The sequence below is a fragment of the Thermostichus sp. MS-CIW-15 genome (assembly GCF_054060575.1).
In genome coordinates, this window is record NZ_JBSSDI010000001.1 from 39,110 (window position 1) to 62,726 (window position 23,617).

Genomic DNA, 23,617 nt, shown 5'->3' on the forward strand with positions numbered 1-23,617 from the left:
TACACTGGGATCCGGTTGGATGCACTTTTGGATCCCATGCACCTGTTGATCCCGGCGGCTGGCAGCGGCAAGCGGATGGGGGCGGCGGTCAACAAGCTGTTGCTGCCCCTTTTGGGCCAGCCTATCTTGACTTGGACGTTGCAGGCGGCGGATCGGGCCCGTTCCATCGAGTGGATCGGCATTCTCTCTCAGCCCGGCGACTGGCGGGCCATAGAGCAGATCCTGGCGTCCATCGAGCTGGCCACGCCGGTGCAGCTTCTGCAAGGGGGGGCGACGCGGCAGGAGTCGGTTTACAGGGGGGTTGAGTATCTCTATAACCTGGGAACAGTAGAGCGGGTGTTGATCCACGATGGGGCCCGCTGCTTGGCCACCCCTGAATTGTTCGATCGCTGCAGCGCTGCCTTGGAGCAGGTGGACGGCTTGATTGCGGCGATCCCCGTCAAGGACACGATCAAGGTCACCGAGACCGGCCCCAAGGGGATCCAAATCCAATCGACACCGGAGCGCAGCCGGCTGTGGGCAGCCCAAACGCCGCAGGGGTTTCGCCTGTCGCTGTTGTGGCAAGCCCATCGGGAGGCGCTGGCCCAGGGGTGGCAGGTAACCGATGACGCAGCCCTATTCGAGAAGCTGGGTTGGCCGGTTTACATCGTGGAAGGGGAGGAGTCTAACCTGAAGTTAACCACCCCCTGGGATCTGGTGCTGGCCGAGCAAATTCTCCAGCAGCGCCTTGAGCTGGCGCGCTAGCTCAACTCACTATGGCGATGGCCCTGACGCAGAGCCGCCTTTTGCCACACCCGACTGCGCCAGCGGCTGAGCAACAGGCCGGCCAAGCCGGCGACATAGATCAGCATGGCCAACCAGCCCCCCACAGCCCCCCATCCCAACCCCGGCAGGAAGGGGATCCAACTGTGGGAAAAGATCAGCATCTGCGCCAAAGGCAAGAAAAAGAGCCAGCTCATCCCGAGCATGATCGCCATGGAGGCCCGCACGTCTCCCGCGCCGCGCAGGGATCCCGCGGCAGAGAAGTTGATGCCATCGAAGAGAAACGAAACCGCGATGATCTGCAAAAGCCTCCCCCCCAACTCCACAATCGCCGCGGCGTTGGCATCTGTCCCGGCCACGAACAGGCCGAGCAAGGCTTCTCTAAAAAGCGCCAGCCCGCCGCCGATCACGGCCATGTAGCCGACCGTCCAGGCTATCACCGCATTCCCCAAGCGCATCGCCCAAGCCGGCTGCCCGGCGCCAACGGCCTGGCCCACCAGGACGGTTGCCGCCTGTTCCAAGCCGAGGGCCGGCAAATAGGCAAAGCGAGACAACATCAGACACAGGTGGGCCGTTGCCCCCTCCACAGCCCCCAACTGGCCCAGCAGCAACTGAAACACCGTGAAAGAGCTCATGTCCGCCAAAGCGTAGATCCCCATCGGCAGGCCCAGCCGCAGCAAGGGCCGCAGGGACTTGTGAGCCAAAAGCCAGGTTTGCCGCGTAGCGTAGTCGCGCTGGATCCAGGCCGAGAGAAACAGCAGCAGGTAAAGGGCCAGCTCCCCGTATTCCGACAGGATCGTGCCCCAGGCGGCTCCGGCAATCCCCCAGCCCAGGCCGAAAATGAACAGGGCATTGAGGATGCCGTTGAACAGCACGCTCCAGCCACTCACAGGGTGATCCAGGTGCAACCAATGCCGTTAAAAAAACCCGCCAAGGCAAAGCTGCCCAAGAGAGCGGATCCCCCCCAAACGCGAACTTGCCAATAATCTGCCGCTTGCTCCGCCACCCCCGCCGGCAGGGGCAGCCCTGAATACAGCAAGCTCCCCAACAGCGACAAGAGGCCACAAAGGGGCAATAGGCCCAACCCCAGCTCAACTCCCGACCAGGCATAGCGAGAGGCCCCCTTCGGATCTCCGCTGGCGTAGGTTTGCGCCACCAAGGTTTGCACTGCTCGCCCCAGACTCATGAAAGGGGTCAAGGCCACTTGGGTGGGCAACCAAGCGGCGTTCATCCCGGCCAAGGCTTGGCTGGAGATCTGGCCGATAAACCAGGTGTCGGTTATGCCCATCAGCGCCTGAATGCCAGCGCTGAGCGCCAAGGGCATCGCCAACCTCAGCACAACCCCATGATCCACCCCTGGGATCCCGCGGGCATCCAGCCGCTGCGCTACAACTCCCATGTCCTCCCTGCTCGCCCGTGGCACGCAAAAGCGCGCAACCCTCTGCCCAGGCAGCCTGTATTCTATTGTACTACACATAATACAGGCCAGGTCAAGGGACAGAGCCTGCAGGGGATCCCATCCTCGGGGGTAGCCCTCTGCTGCTAGGATGGGAAGAAACCCGATGAGCCAACCGACTTCGTCCTACTGGCCGGTGCACATTGTCGGCGCCGGCCCTGGGGATCCCGAGCTGATTACCCTGCGCGGCCAGAGAGTACTCTCAGAAGCAGATGTAGTATTCTATACCGGCTCTTTGGTGCCGGAGGGGCTGCTGGCCCATTGTCGCCCCGACGTGGAGGCCATCGACACGCGCTCCCTCACCTTGGAAACGCTGCTGCCCCAGATGGTGGAGCGGGTTAAGGCGGGGCGGCGGGTGGTGCGGCTGCAGGATGGGGATCCGTCTCTTTACGGCGCTCTGCACGAGTTGCTGATTCGGCTGGCGGAGGCCGGGATCCCCTTTGAGATCGTGCCGGGGGTGAGCGCCTTTCAACTGGCAGCCGCCCGTTTGCAGGTGGAGCTAACGGTGCCGGAGCTGGTGCAGACGGTCATCCTCACCCGCGCCAGCGGTCGGACGCGCGTGCCGGAAGCAGAAGCCCTGGCCAGCCTGGCGGCCCACCGCGCCTCTTTGTGTCTGTATCTGAGCGCCCGCCATGTGGAACAGGCCCAGGCGGATCTAATGACCCACTATCCCGCCGATACCCCTGTGGCCACCTGCTACCGTCTGGGCTGGCCGGACGAGCGGATCTGGCTGGGATCCCTGGCGGAGATGGCGGCCCTCACCCGGCAAGCCGGCCTAGAGCGCACCGTGCTCTACCTCATCAGTCCCGCCCTACGGGGCTTGGCAGGAGCCGGCTCGGCCCGCTCGCGGCTCTACAGCCCTGACCACGCCCACCTCTTCCGTCCCAAACGGCACCGTTAGACTCTACTGCAACTGGCTTTTTTAGGACTTGCCTTGGAGGCCCCCGGCCTCTCGCAGCTACTTTGGGCACCTGGGCGTGTTGCCCTGCTGGTCAGCGAAAAAGGCCGCCAGCCCCCGCCCAAGACCTACCCTGCTGCCGGTGGAGGGAGCAGGTTCCGGCAGAACTGGGCGGGGCAGCCGTCGAAATCCACCCGCTTGATCTGGGAGATGAGGAGGCCCTGCCTTGCCCCGCCGTTGCAGCCCAGAGAACAGGGTTAAGATTAAGTTAGTTAGCTTGGGCCTAGCCAGATTGGCCGGAAGGAGCCGTAGCCCCTGGAGGGTGGGGATAGGGCTCTGGCCCAAGCAGCGACCAAGCGGGAACGACAATGCCTCTCGACAACCTGCGCGGACTTTATCAGCAAGTCATCCTGGAACGCTACAGAAAGCCCCGCAACTTCGGCAGGGTCGATCCGGTTCATCGTCGCCAACGCGGCCATAACCCCTCGTGTGGCGACACCATCGACCTCACCTTGCAATTGGATCCCGGCCAGGAGCGGATTGCCGATATCAAATTTGAGGGAGAGGGCTGCGCCATTGCCCTGGCTTCTGCCGATCTTATGGCCGATGCCGTGCGCGGGCGCACCATCCCCGAAGCGCTGCAGTTGGTCGAGCGCTTCCAGGCCATGATGCGCGGCGGCGAAGAGTTTCCGCGGGAGTACCGCTCCCTCAATGCCATGAAGGGAGTTGCCCAGTTCCCGGTACGCATCAAGTGCGCCAACCTGGCCTGGCATGCCCTCAAACACGCCCTGGAATCGCCCGCACCCAGTGGATCCCCGGACAACCCAGGTTTTGTGAGCAACGAAGACGCCGACTAGGTTCCGACCTCCGGGCGGCAATGGAGGGGATCCCTGTAATCCAGAGAACTCCTGGGATCAGGGATGCCCGGGCTGCCTCTTTGCTCGGCTGGGAGCCAATGACCTCACCAGCAAGCCCTTCAACGCCGCCACCCTGGCCGCCGCAACCGCGGCTCTGCTGAGCTGGGATCCCTGAACTCACCCCACAGCTCCGTGGGATCCCCGCCGCTATCCGCCAAATGGCGTAGAAAAATCCTAGAAATCGCGTACGTGGATTCTCGGTGTTTTCCGTTTTTTTACGGATATTTGGGCTATGATGGGGACGTAAACGTTGGAAATGCGGAGGAAATACAGATGCAAGCTGGTGTAGATCTAACGCTAGATTACCGTACTTACCGCTTGGCGGCGTTGCTGAGCGAGCACTTTCCCATGGGGGAGCTACTGGGGGTTTCCCTCAAGTGGCAGGACGATGCTTCTGCTGTAGACAAGCTGTAGACTGAGGTCGCCCGTTCCTGGAGGGAGCAGATCGAGCAGCGCTATCTCGTTCCTCGGCACAAGTAATCGGGAACTCTCGAACGAACCCTCTCAAACGGAAACGACCATGAATGCCTCTTTGAATTCTCTCCCTGTTGCTCCGGCCCTTAGTATCGAAGCAATCGTGGAGCAAGTTTTCCGCAGCGGCTTTCTCAGTTTGCAGCAAGAAAACCTCATCAACGAGCTGCTCTTTCAGCGGCGCTACTCTGAGGCCGACTTGGAAATGCTGGATCGCCTGACTTTGGCGTTGCTGAACCAGCAAGTCGAAGCGGACAAACCTTCTGTAGCAAAAGCTGCCTGACCGGCAAAACGCATCAAGTTCCTCCAAAGCAAAAGGGGATCCACAAAGGATCCCCTCACCTGTCGATATTGAGTTAGAACCTTTGGGCTGCAGCGGCTGGGTGTGAGGGCTAGACCGCAACCGTCTTCTTCACCTGAGCCGCCAAAGCGCCAGAAGCATACTTGGCCGCCATCTCGTCCAGGGTAACCACCGGGACTTTGGTGCCGTGGCCGGCACAGCCGAAGGCGATGTAGCGCTCGGCGCACACTTTTTGCATTTCCTTGATAGAAGGCTTGAGGAAAGAGCGGGGATCAAAGTCCTTCGGATTCTCGGCCAGGGCGCGGCGCACCGCAGCCGTGATGGCCAGACGGTTGTCGGTGTCGATGTTAACTTTGCGCACTCCGTTTTTGATGCCCCGCTGAATTTCTTCCAGCGGCACACCGTAGGTTTCGGGAATGGAGCCGCCGTACTGGTTGATGATGTCGATGAGCTCCTTGGGCACCGACGAGGAACCGTGCATCACCAGGTGGGTGTTGGGCAGGCGGCGGTGGATCTCGGCGATGCGCTCCATGTCGAGAATGTCGCCCGTGGGCTTGCGGGAGAACTTGTAGGCGCCGTGGCTGGTGCCGATGGCCACAGCCAGCGCATCCACTTGGGTTTGCTCCACAAAGTCCACGGCTTGATCCGGATCGGTGAGCAGTTGGTCGTGGCTGAGGGCCCCTTCAGCGCCGTGGCCATCTTCTGCTTCCCCGCGGCCTGTCTCCAGGGATCCCAGGCAGCCCAGTTCTCCTTCCACGCTCACGCCGACAGCGTGGGCCACCTTCACCACCTCGGCAGTAACGGCCACGTTGTACTCATAGCTGGCCGGCGTTTTGGCGTCTTCTTTGAGGGAGCCATCCATCATGACGCTGGTGAAGCCGTTGCGGATGGCGGAGTAGCAGGTGGCGGGGCTGTTGCCGTGGTCTTGGTGCATGGCGACGGGAATGTGGGGATAGGTTTCCACTGCCGCCAGGATCAGGTGGCGCAAAAAGTGCTCGCCCGCATACTTGCGCGCCCCTCGAGAGGCTTGCAGGATGACTGGACTGTTGGTTTCATGGGCAGCTTGCATGATTGCTTGAATCTGCTCCATGTTGTTAACGTTGAAAGCCGGAATGCCGTAGTCATGTTCGGCGGCATGATCCAGCAGGATCCGCATGGGAACGAGAGCCATCGGTTACCTCCTGAGGTGCTGACCTGATGCGTGTGAGATTTGCTTACCGTTAATCTTAAGGTATCTTTTACGTTTTGCGGGATGTGACCCCGGAGATTTGGGGATTTCGCCAAAGCCTCCTTGCCACTATTGGCCGCAATGCTCGCGCTGAGGCGCAACGATCCCGCTGCGCTCTCCAGATACACTAGACATGGGTAGAGCGGGGTGCGCTCCGAGGTAAACGTCGCCTTGTCTACGCCCGCCTGTTAACTTCTAGCTTTTTGTGGACATTATTTTCGCCTTTCGTTTTGCATTTTGTCTTGTTTGTCCGGAGGATTGAGAAGGTGCATTGTAATCCGTGGCCAATCCTGGGCGCGAGCTGGGGAAGGACTTTGTCGGGCCGGGGTAGAAGACTGCGTCCCGACGACGCGAAAGGACTCCGTCCCGCTGACGCAATCGGTTTGGCCATAGCCTGCTGGGCAGTGGTGGGCCTTCCATCGGCGGCATGGGGGATCCCTGGGCAATCGCCGGATCAAGCGGCGGCCTGGGTGAGAAATAATCCTGTGCTGCGGCCCCGCCCAGGCGAAACCTTGAACATTCACCGCGTGGAGCCGGATGGATCCCGATTTACCTTTTTGGCCTCGGTGGCCCCGCCGGGCCGGATCATCAACCCGCTGGATCGGGAGACGATTCGCTCGGAGCGCATGACCTTCTTTCGCCCGCAAGGGCTGACGGCAGAGGATCTTTTCCAAGCCATTCGCGAGATCTACGGGCCGGAGATCGCCGCCGATTTGGATCGGGCGGTGGAGGTGATCCGCTACCCGGCCCCTGAAGCCTTGGCCAACAATCCCGGCTACAGTCTTGCCCTGGCCACCCAAGGCGTGGTGCTGCGGGGGGATCAGTTTGTCTATTGGCTGGAGCTAACACAAAACCCGGATGGCCGCGTGCAGCAGGGCCAGGTGTGGGTGTTCCAAGAAGAATGGCTACCCAAGGTGGAAGGGGAGTTGGCCGAACGCTTTCCCCTACAGGTGATGAGCCGCTGAGCTGGGTTTGCAACTTCCCTTGGGCGGGCGGAGGTTCGCGGCTGCTGGGATCCGCCCCTGAATCCAGCACCGGCATCCAAGCTTCTTAGAACTGACAGCCAGGGGTTGGGGGCACGGCTGTGGTTTTGCTGGTTGGCCTCACGTTGTTCGGCAGCGCCTTTTGCCTTTTTTGGGGGCAGTTGTTGGTGGGCAAATTGCTGCTGCCGCTCTGGGGGGGATCCCCCCTGGTTTGGAATACCTGCCTGGTCTTTTTCCAGCTCGCTTTGCTGCTGGGCTACCTGTGGGCAGACCGGCTGGGGCGAGGGCTCGCTCCCGGCTGGGGCGTGCTGCTGCACGGGATCCTCCTGCTGGCGGGGCTGAAGTTTTTGCCCTTTCAGTTTGGGATCCCTGGCCAACTGGAAGGGGTCTTCCCTTCCCTAGCTCTGTTGGCTGACTTGACAGCAAGGGCGGGAGTACCCTTGCTTCTCCTGTCGGGGACGACGCCGTTGCTGCAGCGGGCGCTGGGAGAGGCGAAAAGGGATCCCTACGGGCTCTACGTGGCCAGCAATGCCGGCAGCCTAGCGGGGCTGCTGGGCTATCCGCTGCTCTTGGAGCCGCGGTTGTCTCTGTCGGGGCAAACCCACCTGTGGACGGGATCCTACGCTCTGGTCGCAGCGCTGGTGCTGCTGGGTGGGGTGGGGCTCATGCTGAACGGGCGGGAGGTGACTTTCCCGAGGGGAGATCCCGTGGAGGAGATCCCCCCCGTCTCCTGGCGGGAGCGTTGGCGCTGGGCCGGCTGGGCCTTTTTGCCGGCGGGCCTGTTGGTGGCGGCCACCACCCTCTTGACCACCGACGTGGCGGCGGTGCCCCTGCTGTGGGCCGTTCCCCTGAGCCTTTACCTCATGACCTTCATACTGGCCTTCGGCGGCCTCTACCCCAATGACTTGGCTTTAGGGACAACGGCTCTGCTGGCCTGTGGAGCGCTAGGGGCCCAGGTTCTGGGCTGGGCGAGACCTTGGTTTTGGGTGTTGCCGCTACATCTGGGGGCTTTTGGCCTGGTGAGCTGGGCCTGTCACAGTCAGTTGGCCAGATCCCGTCCACCCGCCCAGCAGTTGACGCAGTTTTACCTGTGGCTGGCTGTGGGAGGCAGCTTGGGAGGGCTGTTCTCCGCTTTGCTGGCGCCGCAGATGTTTGAGACCTTACTGGAGTACCCCCTGCTCTTGGGGGTGTCGCTGGCGGCCTTAGCGGCACGGGGAGGGCGGCTGGGCCTGTCGCTAGGGCTGGGGTTGCTCTTGCCTTTGTTGCTGTTGGGCTTTCGTCCTCAGGCGCTCTTTCGCCTTGGAGCCGCTGGGGGCTTGGCTCTGGGGATGGCCCTTCTGGGGTCTGTAGGAGAAGGCAGCAGAAGGCGCTGGGTGGGAACAGGGATGGGTCTAGTGTTGCTGCTAGGACAAACCTGGCTGCCGCCGGGGCTCCAGGTGGTGGCCGAGGAGCGCAGCGCCTTTGGCCTCCACCGGATTGTGGAATACCACGCTGAGGACGGATCCTTCCGCAGCCTGCTCCACGGCACCACCCTGCACGGCAGCCAAAACCTGGATCCCCAAAAGGCCCTGGAGCCGCTCACCTATTTTTCCCGCGAGGGGCCGGTGGGTCAGGTGTTCCAGCGGTGGCGGGCGCAGCCGCCCTCTTCTCCGGCCCAGGTGGCGGTGCTGGGGCTGGGGATCGGCACCTTGGCCGCCTACGCCGAGCCAGGGGATGAGTGGACGTTTTTCGAGTTGGATCCCACCGTGGCCGACTGGGCGGGCCGCTACTTCCCCTATCTCGATTGGGCCAGCCGGCGGGCGCAGGTGCGGGTGATCTTGGGCGATGCCCGGCTCCGCCTGCAAGGGATCCCCGATGGCAGCTACGACCTGATGGTGATAGATGCCTTCAGCTCCGACGCCGTGCCGGTGCATCTGCTTACCCAGGAGGCCCTGACCCTCTACCTCCGCAAGCTCAAGCCCCAGGGCTGGCTGCTCTTTAACATCACCAACCGCCACCTGGACTTGGCGCCAGTGCTGGCCGCCTTGGCAAGAGCATTGCGGCTTCCCGCCTGGCAGCAAGCCCATGAAGAGCTCACCGCCGCCCAGCGCCGGGCAGGGCTAGCCCCTTCCCACTGGGTGCTGATGGCCAAAAGCCCTGGTGGCCGGCAAGACTGGGATCCCTGGCAGCCCCTTTTGCCCCAAGCTGGGGATCCCCTCTGGCGAGATGATTTTTCCAACCTGCTACATGTAATCCGCTGGCCCCAGCTTCCCCTGCTGGGAGATATCCAGATCCCAGCTCCGAAGCAGAATCCGGCTGTTATCGCTGCGCGACGCTTCGGCAATGCGTCAGCCTTATTCAGCAAGACGGCTAAAGAAATCTTTACAATGCAGATTTAGTATGAGTTATGATTGTTTGAAGCATAACTAATGTCTGCTCAGGAGCCTGGCTTATGTCTCCTTCAACCCTGCAAGCCCCTACTGTCGATTGGCAAGCCGTCATGGCTGAAGCCTCTGGAGCTTGTTTCGTGGCCATCGGCGGCAGCTTGCGGCCCAATTCTTTGACTTATCAGGCGCTAGAGGTGGTGCGGCGCGAGTTTGAGAGGTTGAGGCTTCTCTTGCACATCCTCGACCTGCGGCAAATGAAGTTGCCCTTTGCCGATGGTTCGGAATCCTACCCGGACTATCCCGACGTGGAGGTTTTGCGGGCAACAATGAAGCGGGCCGATGGGATCATCCTGGCTAGCCCTGAGTACCACGGCGGCATCAGCGGCAGCCTGAAGAATGCTCTCGATCTCTTGAGCTTTGAACACTTAGAGGGCAAGGTCTTCGGGCTGATCAGGGTTTTGGGCGGTGAGAGCAACAGCAATACCCTCAACCAGATGCGTTTAATTGTGCGGTGGGTGCATGGCTGGGCGATCCCGGAGCAGATTGCCATTGGTCGGGCTTGGAGCGCCTTCGATGAGCAGGGCAACCTCAAGGACGAAAACCTACGCCAGCGCTTGCAACGCTTTGTGCAGAGCTTGGTCACCAACACCTCCAAACTGCGCGGGTCCCGGCTCCCAGCTCCTTGAAAAGGGCCTAGGTTCCCCAGCAGCCCCATTTTCAAGAGGGGCTTCCCCTTTCCTGGGAGAGGGGCTGACGCCCAAGTAACGGCATGGCTAAGGTGGGCCAAGAGAAAGCTGCGGCCGCTTTCCCTCTGCAGAAACCTGCATAACCCACGTCGGGCCATGGTTCAACCTCCTTCCCCCTATTCTTCCAGTGGAGCTGGGGCCATCTCTCCCCTAGTTGCCCTACAGGCAACCTTGCAACAGATGCGGGAGCAGAGCGATGCCAATGCCCTCATTCAGCTCACGCTGGAGTATGTCAAGGCGGTGTTTGGGGCGCCGCTGATCTGGCTGGCCTTTTATGACTATCAAAATCACCAGTTGCTGGGTCAGGGAGGGTTTAGCCTTGTGGAGGAGCCAACTCTCTTGCGAGGGGTGCATCCCCTGCAGCCGGGGGAGATCTTGGAGCAGGTGGTGATCGAGCAGCGGCCCATCAGCGTGCCCGATCTTTCCCAGGAGCCGCGCATGGGCCTTTGGCAGCGGGAAGCCAGGCGCCTGGGCGGGATCCAAGGCTGCTTCATCTACCCCTTTTCAGCAGCAGGGCGGCGGCGCTGCCTGGGGATCCTGATGCTGGGATCCCAGATGTGGGGGGTTACCACCCGCGAGGAAGAGAAAGCGCTCCTGGGGATTTTGCTGGGCCAGTTGGCCGCCTCTTTGCAGGAGCTGGAAAATGCCTGGAGGCAGCAGAGCGAAAAACGCCTTGAGGATTCGCTCCTGAGGCTGGGAACGGCGATATGCCAGGCGGGATCCCTGCAGGAACGGGTCAGCCTGGTGAGGCAGGAGCTGCAGACTTGCCTGGGCGCCGTCCATATCCAGGTGTACTGGCACGAGCGCAGCCGGGGGCGGTTTGTTCCCCATGGAAGCGCCTCTAGACCCAGCCAGCCACCTACTCCTGCCCCCATGTCCAAAGAGGCCAAAGCAGGAGCAGCGTCGCCAGGAGATGGCGGCCTTTCGCTGCGGGAGTTGGGAGATATGTACTACACCCTCGCCGATGGCCAGGTGGTGGTAGGCGGCACAGGGACGACCCGCTCCGAGATCCCCCTCAAGCTGATGCAGCAGTTGCGGGCCCAGGCGGCCTTGGCCGCCCCCATCTTGCTGGAGAAAGATCTGCTGGGGTTCATTTGGGTGCAATCGGATGTGCCCCGCACCTGGCAAGCTGTGGAGCGCCAGTTGGTGGCCGCCGCCGCCAATGGGCTGGCCTTAGCCGCCCCCCTGGAAAATCTGGATCGCCGCATCCGCCAGTTGGCCGACGAGCAAGAGTTTGTGCAGCAGGTGGGCCGTTCGCTTTACAACCCGGCGGAGCTGCCGCAGGCTCTCCAGCAAGCCGTCGTCGGCCTGGGCCAGCGTCTGCAAGCCAGTGCGGTGGCCGTCCTGACAGTGGATCCCGATAGGCCGAACCCCCGCCTCTTCTCCGAGTACCGCAGCGAGGGCAAGCAGGCTCTGCCGCCGCAGTTCAGCTCCTTAAGCGAGCAAGACTGGCAGGATCTGCTGCGCAGCGAGGTGGTGGCGGCGGAAAACTACGACCAGGATCTGCGCCTGCTCTCCTGGCGGCAAGAACTGGCCCCTTTGGGGGTGCGCTCCCTCATGCTGACTCATACCGGCGCCAGCGGCACTGCCACCCCCGAAGGGCTGATCCTAGTGCTCCACCCGCGGCCAAGGGCTTGGAGCCGAGAAGAACGGCAACTGCTGCGCGGGACTGCCCAACAAGTGGGATTGCTCCTGCGGCAACTTCGGTCTCAGCAACGGCAGGAACGGCAAGAGCACTTGCTCAGCGGCCTGATCGCCACTTGTCTGACTTTGCAAAACCTGGCCACCCCTGAGGCTCTCTACGCCACCATCGCCCAACAGGCGGCCCAACTCCTCCAGATCCCTTTGGCGCTGGTGGTCAGTTGGCAGCCGGGGGAGAGCCGGGCCTGCTTGCAGCCGCCCTTTGCCGCTGCCCCCGAGTTCTGCCCCAGCGGCCCCACTGAGATCAATCGGCAGGATCCCTTGCTGGCCGCTGCGCTGCAGGCGAGGGGTCCCCTCCCGCTTGCCCAAGACCAGATCCCGGCTGCCAGCCGCGCCTGGTTAAACTCGGTGGGCCTGGGATCCTGGCTGCTGGTGCCCTTGGGGGAGACGGATCCCTCGCTGCCGGAGCCCCTGGGGGTTTTGATCCTGGGAGCAGAGGCGGACAGAGTCTGGGAGGCAGAGGAGCAGGCGGCTGTGACGTTGATGGCCCAAACCTGTGGCTGGACGCTGCGGCGCTTGCTTTGGGTGCAAACTTTGCAGGAGCGGCAGGAGGTGCTCAGCGAGTTGAATTGGTACAAGCACCGCCGCCTGCTGGATCTGCAAAATGCCCTGCTGGACGGCCTGCGCCGCCTTGGCCAAGTGCCGGGCATCCGGGGAGATGAGGCCACCCGCTGGCAAAAGGTGGTGGAAATCGGCAGGGAGCTGCGGGATCTGGCCGTCTTCGCCGAGCCGCTGTTGCAGACGGAAACGTGGCAGGTGCAGCCGCAGTTGCTGTCGGTGCCCCTAGCAACCTTGGTGCGCAAAAGCCTGCGCCGAGTGGAGGGCCTGACCCAAAAACGCAAGCTGTGGCCGCGCGCCCACGGCGACCTCAGCCTCGTCGTCCAGGGCGATGTCGGGCGATTGGAGATGATCCTCTGGGAAGTGCTGCTGGCCGCTGCCTTGCGCAGCCCGGAGGGGGGGCGGCTGGATCTGTGGAGCCAAGCCACAGAGGGCTATGCAGAGCTGCTGGTGGTGGATCAGGGCAGCTTCGATCCCCACCTGCTGACGGCCTTGCAATGGGATCCGCAACAGGTCATCTACGCCGATCCCCTCTTCCAATCGCCGCTCTCGGCGAGCCCCGGCCTGGAACTTGGCCTGTGCCAACGGCTACTGCAGCGGATGGGAGGGCAGCTCTCCTTCTATTCCTCTGGGGATGGGCGCTCCGTTGCCCGGCTGCTCCTGCCGCTGGCTGGCAAGGAACTGCGTCCCCCGGCCGTAGCCTCAGGGGGACAAGGCCCTCAGCAGCCAAAACAGGGGCAGCAGGGCCAGCGCCCCGCGATCTAGCTGCCGCAGGTGTAGGCGGTGCCAGCGCAAGGGGTGGTCGGGGCCGGTCAGCCCACGCGCCTGCATGGCCATGGCTGTCTGCTCTGCCCGCAGGAGCAGGTTTTCAAAAAAGCGCTCCACCAGAGCCAGCAGGGTTTGGATCCCGCCCCGGAAGCTGAGGGATCCCCAGCGGACATCGCGGGTGCGCACCGCCCGCACCAGGTTTTGCACCTCCTCCATCACCAGCGGCAGAAAGCGCAGCGCCAAGGTGAGAGTGAGGATCACCTCCGCAACTGGCCATCCCCAGCGTTTTAGAGGCTGCACCAGGTGGCCGATCCCCTCTGTGATCTCTTCTGGGGCTGTGGTCAGCAAAAACAAATTGGTGGCGTAGAGCAGCGTAAAGATGAGGGTGCCCAGCCGCAAAGCCACCGACAGGGAACGGCGGGACACCTGAAAGGTTCGCTCCCCTAGGGAAACCTGCAGCAAGCGGTAGCGGTAGGGAGTCGGCCAGGCACGGGTTTGCTCCCGCCAGGCCCGCTTGGCTGCTGCGCGGGATCCCTCTTCCACCCCCCCGTCATAGCCGGGGATGAGCCCATAGCCCACCACCTGCGCGTCCTGCCGCTGCGGCTGCGGGAAAACCCCCAACCCATCGGGAGCGAAGCTGGTGATCCCAAAAGTGAGCAGGCTGAGGGCTAACACCAGCGAGAGCTGGCCCGACCAGACCCGACGCGGCAGGCGGGCTGCCACCGTCAAGAACAACAGAACCGCCACCACGGCCAGGCGCCAGCCATTGCCAGCCAAAATTGGGCTGAGCAGAAAGCTGAGCAGCCAGGCCAGCTTCACGCGCGGATCGAGGCGGTGCAGCCAGGTGCGCGGCTCTTCCAGGTAGATTCCCAGCGGGGCATTGCGCAGAATATCCACTGCAGGCAAACGGGAGACAGGTTATCCCCCAAAAGGAGAACGGAAGCTGGCAGCAGGAAAGGCTTAGAGTCGCTCCACCAGACGGGTTGAGCCGGATTGGGCAGCGACCCATCCCCCTGGGGCCCCCTCTCGCTCAACGCGCAACCAGACAGGCACCTGTCCTTCGCCAGCCTGCACCTCTACCACCCGCAGCAAAGCTTGGCGCGGGGCGGCCCCGACGATAGCCCCAGTCAGGCTGGGCTGCTGGCGAATGTTAATGCCCTCATTGGCAATCACCCGCACCTGTCGCACACCCCGCCACTCGGCCAGAGGGCCGGTCAATTCAGGCTCAGGCGTGGGTTCTGGCTGGCCCGGAGCGTCGATGGCAACCGGCGGCTGCTCCAGTTGCACCTGGGGCTGCTCCAGCGGCGGCGCTGGCGGCGTGAACAGGCTCCTCAGCATCTGCCAGATCACCAGCAGGGAGAGGATGCCCACGCCGACCACTCCGGCCAAGCCGATGCCGAGGGGAATGGCAGGGCGCTCACCCCGACCACGGCGGGATCCCAGGCGGCTGCGGCGGTAACGCTCCACCTCCTGCGATCCCCACTCGTGGGCGTGTGGGATCCCTTCCTCGAAGGGGGGCTTGGCCGGCCCCTCGCCGCGCCGGTAGGCGGGCAAATCGGACATACGCGGGGGCTCTGGAGGAGGCGCTGTCCCTCCCCGCGGAAAGGGGGCGGGCGGGCGAGGCGATTCTTGTGTTTGCTCAGTTAGGCGTGGGCCACCCACCATAGCAGGCAAATGGGGTGCGGGGTGGAAAGATGGGGGAGATAGCGTCCCCGCCGGCGAGCTCTCGCGACTGGGCATCTCGTCCAGGTAAGCCTGAACCTGGGGGTTGTCGAAGTAAGCTTGCAAGGTTGCTTGGGCAGTTTCCAGGCCGCGAAACTCTGGGAACACCTCCTCTTGAAACCACCTTTCTGTGAAGCGGCACAGACCCGGCAGATGGTCAGGGGAGCCGGCGGAGTGTTCTTCGATAAACTGCAGGGCCTCTGTTTCTTGGCTGGAGCGCAGATGGTCAAGCGCCTCCTCGGTCTGCCCCAGCAACAGGCTGCAGATGGCCTGCTCCAGATGGACATCCTGCCGCTGGGCCAGGCGGGCCAAGTAGCCGCGGGCACGCCGCACCAAGGCCGGACGTTTTTCCAGATAGCCTGCTGCCAGCAACACCTGCACGGCCAAGTAGGCGGCCACCAGCGAGGGACGCTCGGCCTCTCGCTCAAACAGCTCCTGCTGTTCTTGGAGAGTAAGGTGACGGCGCACCCGCTGGATGAAGCGCAAGAAATCTTCTGTGCTGAGGCCAGAGCCATCCTGCCCACTTCCTTCAATGCCACCCCGCTCGTCCAGCATGGCTTTCAGGAGGGCAAGCCCTTGCTGCCGCGCCAGGACAGGATCGGCAAGCGCCTCTTTGCCGATTTGGGCGGGGGCGCTAGTCTCAAGGCTGAGGAGCTGCAAAATGCGGTAGGGACGCAGCTTGCCCAGATCAAGGCGGAGCTCTGCTTGCAGCTGCGGAAAAGCCTGATACTCCTCCAGCTCCGCCAGGCCCGCCTGCAGAGAGCGCGCCGCCTCTTCGTAGGATCCCTGTTGCCAGGCTTCCCGGCCCAGCTCCAACCGGGCGATGGCCCGCGCCAAAATGGCGTCAGAACGGGCAGGGTGGCCCTGCTCCAGCATCTGTTGAGCCAAATCTAAGGCCGCTTGGTACTCTCCGACTTCGCAATACAAACACAGCACTCCTGGCAAGAGGGGCTCTTCCACCGTCAGGGTGGGATCCGCCGGTGTCAGGTGTTCGTCGTAGTTTTGTCGCGCCTCTGGGTTAAGCAACACCGAGGCTGCCTCTTGAATAAGCTGAGCGCGAGCTTCCACGGCCTGCGGCGAAAACCCCAGCAGCCAAGAGCGCTCGCCCGGCTTGGGATCGAGCCGCTCTCGGTAGGCCTGCTCGATCTGATGCTCGTCCGCCCGTGGTGACAGCATCAAAACCCGGTAGTAGTCGAGGGGCACCCGCACCGTCATGGCTTTTGTCCGCTTTCCTGCTCGCGTCAAGGCGTCTTTGGACACCTGACCCCTATCGACTTAACTGTAGTCCTTTTCCTCGGCAAAAGGGATCCCCTCTTGCCTAGAGCCTACCAGTCCCAGCTCCCCGGCTCCCCCTTGAAGGGGCCTACGACCTTGGAGGTAATCCAGCCGCCGTAGAAATCTCCCGGCTGGGGCCGGACTCGTTCTCCATCCACCCGGCACTCCTGCACGCGGCCCGCATAAAAAGCGAGGTGGTCGCGGATGGGCCAAAACTCCGGGCTGGGATCCGGATAGCTCCAGGCGGCATCCACGGCCACCTGGGATCCAACTTGCACCGTCCAGTAGCGGGCAGATCCTTTGAACTCGCAGAAGGAGGTGCGGGCGCTGGGGCGGAGATACTCCAGCCGCACATCGGCGGGGGGGATGTAGTAGGTGGGCGGGTGGCTGGTTTCCAGGATGCGGTAGCAGCGGCAGCTGTGGGCGATGAGCTCGCCATTAAAGAAAACTTCCACCCGCTCGGCGGTTGGCTCCAGGCGGGGCGGGCGCGGGTAGTCCCAGACGGATTCTTGTCCGGGCCGGGGCGGGATGGGCCGGGGGCGCATGGGCAGTCTCCAAAACAGGACGGATGCACCTAGAGCAGGCGGGTGGCCTCTACCAGTTTGGCGTACTGCACCAGCAGCAGAGACTGGTGCTCCGGCAACACCTGAATCACCCCTTGCTGTTGCAGGCGGCCCAGCACCGCCGCCGCTACCTCCCGGCTGACCTGGCTGATATCGGCCAAATCCTGGAGGGGAGGGTAAACAATGCGCACGCCCTGCTCGGTTTTCTCGCCAAAGGCCTCTGCCAGTTGTACCAGCGCATGCACCACCCGCAGGGGGGGGCTTTGTCGATCCAGATCGGCCTGCAAATTGGCCAGGCGCAGGCGGCGGGAGAGGCTGCAAGCCAGGCGATAACACAGGTGCGGCTCCTGCAGCATCAGCGCCTTGAAGGTGGCCGCCGGGATCCCGGCCGCCCGCAGCGGGGTCAGGGCCAGCACATCCCGCGAGCGGGGGGCTTCGTCCAGCACCGCCATTTCCCCCACCCAAGCGCCCGGCCCGAGCAAAGCCAGGGTTTGGGCGCTGTCTTGTGTCCCTTCTGCTGTGCGAATCCCCACAGACCGCCGCACCTTGGCCCAGCCAGAGAGGATCAAATAAACGACGTTGCCCCAGGCATCCTGCATCAAGAGCGCCTGTCCTGCCGCAATATCCCGCAGCTTCACCTGGGATCCCAACCATTGCAGAGAGGCTGCTGAGAGTTGGGCCAGCGTCGGCACCGCCTTGAGCTCGGAGAGGAGGGCAGCAGAGACATCAGAATTCATGCCGGTTGACCCTAGCGCAAGCCCACTGTAGCCCAGTCGCCGGCTCAAGGGCTATCCTGCAGAGTGTTCGCCCTAGGTCGGGTCCCCTGCCCCAAAATCCGAGAGCTTGTAGCCGCTGCGGCCTCTGGAACCTTTGCAGCTGCCTTGAGTTTGGGGAGTGGGGGCCGAGCGGGAGGAACTCAAACTGCGCCATTATCGTCTAGCTAACAGAGGTTCTGCTTGGGAGGGGATCCCTCCGTCGTTGTCCTTCGATAATCTATGGGTACCTATGGATGCTGCCCTCAGCGACATCAGTGGCCAGCGCTGGTCGGTCTGGGTGAAGGACGTGCCTGTGCGGCCCGAAAAGCTCGCTGACGTGGATCTGGTGCTGCTCTGCCAGCAGGGATCCCGGCCCCACCGCGAGGCCTTCGCTGAGCTGATACGCCGTCACCAGGCCTATGTGGACAAGGTGCTCTACCACCTGGCCCCCGACTGGCCTGACCGGCACGACCTGGCCCAGGAAGTCTGGATCCGGGCCTACCGCCACCTAAAGCGGCTGCAGGAGCCGGCGAAGTTTCGCAGTTGGTTGGGGCGGATTGCCACCAACCTGTTCTATGACGAGCTGCGCAAGCGCAAACGGCAGCAGCAGCCCCTTTCTTTGGATGCCCCGATTTCGATGCGGGACAGTGAGGTGGAATGGGAGCTGCCCAGCGAGAGCCCTAGCCCCCATGAGCACCTCACCACCTGCGAGTTTTACGAGCAATTGCACCAAGCCGTCCGCGACCTGCCTCAGGTTTTTCGCCAGACAATCCTGCTGCGGGAAATTCAGGGGATGGCCTACGAGGAAATTGCCGAGATCACAGGAGTGTCTTTGGGCACCGTTAAGTCTCGCATTGCCCGCGCCCGCGCCCGCTTACAATCCACCCTAAAACCCTACCTCGATGGTGAATGACCATGGTTCGCGGCAACCTTAACCCCGACCGCGAGGACTCCCAGCCAGAACTGCCGCTGGTGGAGGAGCGCTTTGAACAGTTGAGCGCCTACCTGGATGGGGAATTGTCGCCCCAAGAGGCGCGGCAGGTGGAAGACTGGCTGGCCAGCGATCCCCAAGCGCGGCAACTGTACAGCCAACTGGCAGCCTTGCAGGCCGGCTTGGCCAACCTCAAGGCCCCAACTTTGGATCCTGGCCAAACAGAGCTGCTGATCAGCCGCGTGTTCGAGGAGCTGGACCGCAGGCCGGCGCTCGATCTGAGCTGGCGGCGGTGCAGGGGCACCCCTTGGGGACGGGTGGCAGCGGCTGGGGTGGCCTTGGCGGGAGCCGGCTGGGCGGGCTGGCGTTGGTCGCATCCCCAGCCGTTGGTGTCGCTAGAGGAGCCGCCGGTGCGGGTGGCCATCGTGCCTGCCTCTGCCCGGGTTGCCCAGCGCTATCTGTTCGAGCCGGGGCAAAAACAAGATGCCTACTCAATTTTGTTTGAGACAACGCCGAACCTCGGCGACGAGGTGAGCTGGGAATGATTCTGAGCAGGCTTGAGAAAGATTGAGGAGTGGAGGGTGGAAAAAGCAGTTCGCGGAGCTTGCGGTTTGGCAGTTTGCCTTTGGCTAGTTAGTCTGGGATCCTTGTCGGCCCAGGCTGACCCCAGTGGCAGCCATTTCGCAGCGCCGCAGGACTCACGTCCTTATGCCCATGCCCTGGAGCCCACCAACCTGCCCTCACCCAGATCCCGTCTCACCCAACCGCTGGCCGGCTCTCAGGCTTCCACCCCCGCCCAAAACCAACCGGCCTCTCCCGAGATAGAGCTATCGCCTTTTCCCGATTTCCCCCTCCTTAAGGAGTTGGATCCGCCCCTCCCCACCTTGGCCGACCTGGGCATCCATTGGGATCGCCTGGCTCTGCTGCCCGACCTCGAGCTGGCCGAGGAAATGGATAGGGAGTTCAGCCGCCGCTTGGCCCGCCTGAACCGGCAGATTGCCAACCAACAAGAGCGCCTCTACCGCCTGTTGCAAACCTGGGACTCTGACGAGGCCGATATCCGTCAAATTCAGGCCCAACTGAGCCAGTTGCGCACAGAACGGGATCGCCTGGCGCTGGAACACCTGTTGCTGCTGCGGCAGTTGCAAGAGAACTTCGCCCTGCCTCTACCGGCCCGCTCTGCCGCCAGCTCTCCCTGAGGTGGGCCCAAGTTATGATCGGCAGAGGGCAACCACTGACGGAGCTGAGCGATGGCCCAAGTGCCCAGCAACCCAGAGATCGAGCAGTTGGCCGCTGCCATTGGCGAGGAAGTTTACATCGATGTAGCCCGCTGGCACCTCTACCTGCGGGATGCCCATCTGCACACCCTCTTGGCAGAACAACTGGCCCCCCAGGTGAGGGCAGGCAAGGTGGATGAGGACGCGGTCACGGAGATCTTGCAACGGATCCCGGTAAAAGTGGGGGGTGGGCGCAAAGAATTGCCCCTGGCGGATCTGTTGCCGATGCAAAGCCTGCTGAACTTGTTGGATGTGCTGGAGGAGTTCAGCCGCAAATGGGCTCAGTAGAGGGGGAGAAAGCATTGCAGCATCAGCTCAATCGGCTCAAGCAGTCTAGGCGGTCGCTGCCTCCAGCCGGCACCTGGCTCAGGGCCGCTGGTTTTGCCTTGCTGCTGGGGCTGTTGTCGGCCTGTCAGGGAACCGAGTGGGGAGAGCGGCTGCAAAGAGCGGTGCGACCGGTGGGCCTGCCTCCCCCTCTCTCCGCCGACCGACCGGAGACGCCCACGCCTCTGCCGGGATCCCGCTCCCCCTCTGCTCCTGCCACCCCCCCTGCTTCCTTCACGCCCCCGCCCAGCCAGGTCAGCAGCCGTTTCACGGATCTGGAGCCCGGATCCCTGGTGGCCCGTGCTGTCTCTGATCTGGATCGGCTGGGTGTCTTTGCCGATATTGTTGGCAGTGAGTTTCAGCCGCAGCGTAGCGTTCGTCGCGGCGAATTTGCCCGCTGGTTGGTGCTGGCCAACAACGCCATTCACGCCGACCAGCCCAGCCGCCAAATCCGTTTGGGATCCGCTGGCGAGCGCCCCTTGTTTTTGGATGTGCCGGAGGAGGATCCCAACTTTCGCTACATCCAGGCCCTGGGAGCTGCCGGCCTGGTGGTCGGCGATGCCAACCGCGAGTTCCGCCCCAACAGCCTGCTGTCGCGGGCAGAGCTGATCCGCATGAAGGCACCTCTGGATTTGCCGCCCGGCCAGATCAAGGGATCCCGAGCAGAGCTGGAGGAGCGTTGGGGCTTTACCGATGCGGCCCAGATCCCCGACGAGGCCGTTGCCCCCCTGGTGGCGGATCGCAGCCTGGAGAATGCCTCCACGGTGTTGCGCACCTTCGGCCCCATCCGCACGTTTAACCCCTTTGAGCCGGTCAGCCGCGGGGAAGCGGCGATTGCCCTTTCGGCCTTTGGGGAGCGAACGGCTCAGGAAGCTGCCTTGCCAACCCCAACTCCCGCAGCCGAGCCCCCCGACCCTGAGCCTTCTCCTCCTGTTGCCGAGCCAGACCAGACCCCTTCCCCTCCTCCCACCCCTGAGGGCGACCCCTCTCCCAGCGCCACTGGCAACTCTAAACCTCCAGCCGTCACCCCAGGGGCAGGGGAAATTGTGACGCCGCGCGAGCCTCAGCCCTAAATTGAGGGCGATCCCAGCGTAGAAGCGGAGAGGGCCGCAGCGCTTAACCCCCTCTCCTGCTTCGCCCCCCTGAGGCTGGATTGCAAAAGGACCAACCCCCTGGCTGCTCTTGTTGTTGGCGGCGGAAAAATGCTAACTCTCTTGCTGCTCCACAGGGCAAGCTCCTCCCCGCCTATAAAATGGGAGAAGCCAACTTGGAAAATCGACAGGGATCCCGTCTGTGTCTGCGACTGTTCCCGAAATTCGCTCGGAAGACCTGCTGCGCTACACCGTAATCGGGTCGCGGCGGCCCAGCGTCTACTTTTGGGCGGTGGCGCTGACAGGGGGTGGGCTGGGCTTTACCCTGGCGGGTCTTTCCAGCTATTTCCACCGCAACTTGCTCCCCTTTTCCGATCCCGCCAGCCTGGTGTTCATTCCCCAGGGCATTGCCATGCTCTTCTACGGCGTGCTCGGATCCCTGGCGGGGCTGTATCAATGGCTGAGCCTGTACTGGAACCTGGGGGGCGGCTACAACGAGTTCGACCGCCGCACCCAGAAGATAACCCTGGTGCGGCAGGGCTTTCCGGGCAAAAACCGCGAGGTGCGCCTAGAATACGACTTTGCCGAGGTGCAAAGCCTGCGGGTGGAGCTGCGAGAGGGCTTCAACCCTCGCCGCGCCATCTACTTGCGCATAAAAGGACGCGGCGACATCCCCCTCACCGGCGTCGGCCAGCCCCCTCCCCTGGCCGAGATCGAAAACCAAGCCGCTGAGATCGCCCGCTTTCTCAATGTCAGCCTAGAAGGTATTTGAGATTCTGTTTGGTTGTGGACGGCTGCTGGTCAGGGATCCCAGGAATTGAGATAGCCCAGAAACCGTCTCAACAACATCGGGTCAATTGTCCCAGTAAATTTCCCCTTCCGAAGGGAGAAGGGCTGGGGGTAAGGGAGCCGTGCCTTGCGGCGCCCTTGAGGAAGGTCTAGGAACCGCGGCTAGGCAAAGCTGCAGATCCTGCAACGGCCAGAGAAGGGCTGGCCGACCCTGGAGCAAAAGCCTGGGCTGTCGGGAACCCCAAAAACGGGCTTTGCTCCACCGCCTGAGTGGAGAGGGTAAATAGAGGATTGGAGAGGATGCCAGCGAAGATGGTGGCCACCAGCGTCACCACCATGCCCACCCGCAAAGCCGGCATGCCCTCGGCCTGCCAGTCGGTTGGGGGGTAGTTTTGCACCGAAAGCGACATCTCCTGCGGCTCTTTTACCACCATGGTTTTCACCACCCGCACGTAGTAGTAGATGGAGATGACGCTAGTCACCAGGCCCACCAGCACCAGCGTGTATTCTCCTGCCTGCCAGCCGGCCCAGAAGAGATAGAGCTTGCCGAAAAAGCCGGCCAGCGGCGGCAACCCGCCCAGGGAGAGCAGACAAATGCTCAGGCAAAGGGTGAGAAAGGGATCCTTCTGATAGAGGCCGCTGTACTCGTTGATTTCGTCGGTGCCAGTCTTGAGGCTGAAGAGGGTGACACACAGAAAAGCCCCTAGGTTCATGGCCAAATAGACCATCAGGTAAAAAATCAAGCTGGCATAGCCCGCTTCGGTGCCCGCCACCAAACCGATCAAGACAAAGCCCGCCTGCCCAATAGAAGAATAGGCCAGCAGTCGTTTGAGGCGGGTTTGGGCAATCGCCACCACATTCCCCAGCACCATGGTCAAAATGGCCAGCACCGAGAGCACCGCCCGCCACTCTTCTGTCATCGCCGGAAAGACGGTGGCCAAAAAGCGAATGGCCAGGGCAAAGCCTGCCGCCTTGGATCCCACCGACAAGAAGGCCACCACCGGCGTCGGGGATCCCTCATAGACATCAGGAGTCCACTGGTGGAAAGGCACCGCCGCCAGCTTAAAGCCAATGCCGCCCAGGCAGAACACCAAAGCGAGGATCCCCACCAGCCCGGCATTGGCCAGGTAGGGCGCAATAGCCGCCAACTGGGTCTGCCCCCCCGACAGGCCATAAAGCAGCGACATGCCGTAGAGGAAGATAGCGGTGCTGCTGGCCCCCGTCAACAGATACTTCAGGGCCGCCTCGGAAGAACGCGGATCCCGCTTGGTGTAGCCGGCCATCAGGTAGCTGGCGATGCCCAGCGTTTCCAAGGAGACGAACACCATGATGAGATCCGTCGCCCCGGCGAGGAACATGCCCCCCAAGGTGGCCGTGAGGAGCAGCACATAGAACTCGCCCGTGGGCGCGCCTGCCTGGAGGAAGTAGCGCTCCGCCATCATCACCGTCAGGGCTGCCGTCGCCACCACCAGGCCGCGGAAGAGAATGCTCACCGGATCCGCGGCAAAGCTGCCCAAGAAGCTCTCCAACTGGGGCTGCTGCCATTGCAACACCAAGGTCACCAAGGCCCCAAGCAAACCAAAGAGGGAGAGGGCCGGAAGACTTTTGCGCGCCGCCGACCCACCCACCAAATCCACCACCAGGACGATCAACAGCGTGAGGGTAACCACCACCTCCGGCCAAATGGCGCCAGCATGCAGGTTTCCGGTTGGGGCGAAGACATCCATAGGGGAAG

Annotated in this window: 23 protein-coding genes; 15 read left to right on the forward strand and 8 right to left on the reverse strand. The window is 62.8% G+C overall.

Annotated elements, in window-relative coordinates:
- Nucleotides 1–36 precede the first annotated feature (36 nt).
- Nucleotides 37–744 carry a 2-C-methyl-D-erythritol 4-phosphate cytidylyltransferase gene (ispD, locus tag ACVW0R_RS00190; RefSeq protein ID WP_457501475.1) on the forward strand — a complete coding sequence of 236 codons (708 nt, stop codon included), beginning with the start codon at nucleotides 37–39 and terminating at the stop codon, nucleotides 742–744.
- On the opposite strand, the gene ACVW0R_RS00195 is transcribed toward ispD, so the two are convergent.
- Together ACVW0R_RS00195 and ACVW0R_RS00200 are read right to left on the reverse strand one after the other, a co-directional pair.
- Entirely contained in the window at nucleotides 741–1,652 is a 912-nt protein-coding gene (locus ACVW0R_RS00195) for an MATE family efflux transporter (protein ID WP_457501445.1), read from the reverse strand. The two genes, ispD and ACVW0R_RS00195, sit on opposite strands and share 4 nt — an antisense overlap.
- Entirely contained in the window at nucleotides 1,649–2,161 is a 513-nt protein-coding gene (locus ACVW0R_RS00200) for an MATE family efflux transporter (protein WP_457501446.1), read from the reverse strand. Before ACVW0R_RS00200 ends, ACVW0R_RS00195 begins: the two co-directional genes overlap by 4 nt.
- A 163-nt stretch (nucleotides 2,162–2,324) precedes the next feature.
- On the opposite strand from ACVW0R_RS00200, the gene cobM reads away from it, so the two are divergent.
- From cobM to ACVW0R_RS00220, 4 genes are all read left to right on the forward strand, one after another.
- Nucleotides 2,325–3,119, forward strand: coding sequence for a precorrin-4 C(11)-methyltransferase (cobM, locus tag ACVW0R_RS00205; protein ID WP_457501447.1), 795 nt, complete (start codon nucleotides 2,325–2,327; stop codon nucleotides 3,117–3,119).
- A 365-nt stretch (nucleotides 3,120–3,484) separates the two neighbouring features.
- Nucleotides 3,485–3,973, forward strand: a complete 489-nt coding sequence (sufU, locus tag ACVW0R_RS00210; RefSeq protein WP_011430348.1) for a Fe-S cluster assembly sulfur transfer protein SufU — start codon at nucleotides 3,485–3,487, stop codon at nucleotides 3,971–3,973.
- Nucleotides 3,974–4,306: 333 nt separating this feature from the next.
- Nucleotides 4,307–4,447, forward strand: a complete 141-nt coding sequence (locus ACVW0R_RS00215) for a hypothetical protein (protein WP_457501448.1) — start codon at nucleotides 4,307–4,309, stop codon at nucleotides 4,445–4,447.
- Between the two features lie 106 nt (nucleotides 4,448–4,553).
- Nucleotides 4,554–4,787, forward strand: coding sequence for a hypothetical protein (locus ACVW0R_RS00220; RefSeq protein ID WP_011430346.1), 234 nt, complete (start codon nucleotides 4,554–4,556; stop codon nucleotides 4,785–4,787).
- Nucleotides 4,788–4,896: 109 nt separating this feature from the next.
- Here the strand turns inward: ACVW0R_RS00220 and fba are convergent, their stop codons facing one another.
- Entirely contained in the window at nucleotides 4,897–5,976 is a 1,080-nt protein-coding gene (gene fba, locus ACVW0R_RS00225) for a class II fructose-bisphosphate aldolase (protein WP_011430345.1), read from the reverse strand.
- Between the two features lie 464 nt (nucleotides 5,977–6,440).
- On the opposite strand from fba, the gene ACVW0R_RS00230 reads away from it, so the two are divergent.
- From ACVW0R_RS00230 to ACVW0R_RS00245, 4 genes are all read left to right on the forward strand, one after another.
- Nucleotides 6,441–6,998 carry a hypothetical protein gene (locus tag ACVW0R_RS00230; protein ID WP_228375204.1) on the forward strand — a complete coding sequence of 186 codons (558 nt, stop codon included), beginning with the start codon at nucleotides 6,441–6,443 and terminating at the stop codon, nucleotides 6,996–6,998.
- A gap of 119 nt (nucleotides 6,999–7,117) precedes the next feature.
- Nucleotides 7,118–9,394: a fused MFS/spermidine synthase gene (locus tag ACVW0R_RS00235; RefSeq protein WP_011430342.1), complete on the forward strand. Its 2,277-nt coding sequence runs from the start codon at nucleotides 7,118–7,120 to the stop codon at nucleotides 9,392–9,394.
- Nucleotides 9,395–9,495: 101 nt separating this feature from the next.
- Nucleotides 9,496–10,068 (forward strand): NADPH-dependent FMN reductase, encoded by a 573-nt coding sequence (locus ACVW0R_RS00240; protein ID WP_457501476.1) that lies wholly within the window; start codon nucleotides 9,496–9,498, stop codon nucleotides 10,066–10,068.
- 156 nt (nucleotides 10,069–10,224) lie between these two features.
- Entirely contained in the window at nucleotides 10,225–13,152 is a 2,928-nt protein-coding gene (locus ACVW0R_RS00245; RefSeq protein WP_099812101.1) for a GAF domain-containing sensor histidine kinase, read from the forward strand.
- Here ACVW0R_RS00245 and ACVW0R_RS00250 read toward each other — a convergent pair.
- The 4 genes from ACVW0R_RS00250 to ACVW0R_RS00265 form a co-directional block, all read right to left on the reverse strand.
- Nucleotides 13,090–14,052: an energy-coupling factor transporter transmembrane component T family protein gene (locus ACVW0R_RS00250; protein WP_011430339.1), complete on the reverse strand. Its 963-nt coding sequence runs from the start codon at nucleotides 14,050–14,052 to the stop codon at nucleotides 13,090–13,092. The genes ACVW0R_RS00245 and ACVW0R_RS00250 overlap by 63 nt on opposite strands.
- A 63-nt stretch (nucleotides 14,053–14,115) precedes the next feature.
- A complete protein-coding gene (locus ACVW0R_RS00255; protein WP_228375202.1) occupies nucleotides 14,116–16,137 on the reverse strand; it encodes an SH3 domain-containing protein in 2,022 nt (673 codons plus the stop codon).
- 65 nt (nucleotides 16,138–16,202) lie between these two features.
- Nucleotides 16,203–16,697 carry a DUF427 domain-containing protein gene (locus tag ACVW0R_RS00260; protein WP_011430337.1) on the reverse strand — a complete coding sequence of 165 codons (495 nt, stop codon included), beginning with the start codon at nucleotides 16,695–16,697 and terminating at the stop codon, nucleotides 16,203–16,205.
- Between the two features lie 29 nt (nucleotides 16,698–16,726).
- Complete coding sequence (locus ACVW0R_RS00265; RefSeq protein WP_099812102.1) at nucleotides 16,727–17,452, reverse strand: Crp/Fnr family transcriptional regulator; 726 nt, start codon at nucleotides 17,450–17,452, stop codon at nucleotides 16,727–16,729.
- A gap of 268 nt (nucleotides 17,453–17,720) precedes the next feature.
- On the opposite strand from ACVW0R_RS00265, the gene ACVW0R_RS00270 reads away from it, so the two are divergent.
- From ACVW0R_RS00270 to ACVW0R_RS00295, 6 genes are all read left to right on the forward strand, one after another.
- Nucleotides 17,721–18,383, forward strand: coding sequence for a sigma-70 family RNA polymerase sigma factor (locus tag ACVW0R_RS00270; RefSeq protein WP_011430335.1), 663 nt, complete (start codon nucleotides 17,721–17,723; stop codon nucleotides 18,381–18,383).
- A 2-nt stretch (nucleotides 18,384–18,385) separates the two neighbouring features.
- Nucleotides 18,386–18,946 carry an anti-sigma factor family protein gene (locus ACVW0R_RS00275; RefSeq protein WP_083759162.1) on the forward strand — a complete coding sequence of 187 codons (561 nt, stop codon included), beginning with the start codon at nucleotides 18,386–18,388 and terminating at the stop codon, nucleotides 18,944–18,946.
- Between the two features lie 66 nt (nucleotides 18,947–19,012).
- A complete protein-coding gene (locus ACVW0R_RS00280; protein ID WP_457501449.1) occupies nucleotides 19,013–19,600 on the forward strand; it encodes a hypothetical protein in 588 nt (195 codons plus the stop codon).
- 51 nt (nucleotides 19,601–19,651) lie between these two features.
- Nucleotides 19,652–19,966, forward strand: a complete 315-nt coding sequence (locus ACVW0R_RS00285; RefSeq protein WP_011430332.1) for a DUF3181 family protein — start codon at nucleotides 19,652–19,654, stop codon at nucleotides 19,964–19,966.
- Nucleotides 19,954–21,075, forward strand: coding sequence for an S-layer homology domain-containing protein (locus ACVW0R_RS00290; RefSeq protein WP_099883948.1), 1,122 nt, complete (start codon nucleotides 19,954–19,956; stop codon nucleotides 21,073–21,075). The genes ACVW0R_RS00285 and ACVW0R_RS00290 overlap by 13 nt, the downstream gene beginning before the upstream one ends.
- 220 nt (nucleotides 21,076–21,295) lie before the next feature.
- The gene (locus ACVW0R_RS00295; protein ID WP_099812104.1) at nucleotides 21,296–21,865 is read left to right on the forward strand and encodes a photosystem I assembly protein Ycf4; all 570 of its coding nucleotides are present in this window, start codon (nucleotides 21,296–21,298) and stop codon (nucleotides 21,863–21,865) included.
- Nucleotides 21,866–22,031: 166 nt separating this feature from the next.
- Here ACVW0R_RS00295 and ACVW0R_RS00300 read toward each other — a convergent pair whose 3' ends face one another.
- Nucleotides 22,032–23,609 (reverse strand): NAD(P)H-quinone oxidoreductase subunit N, encoded by a 1,578-nt coding sequence (locus tag ACVW0R_RS00300; RefSeq protein ID WP_011430329.1) that lies wholly within the window; start codon nucleotides 23,607–23,609, stop codon nucleotides 22,032–22,034.
- Nucleotides 23,610–23,617: the final 8 nt, after the last annotated feature.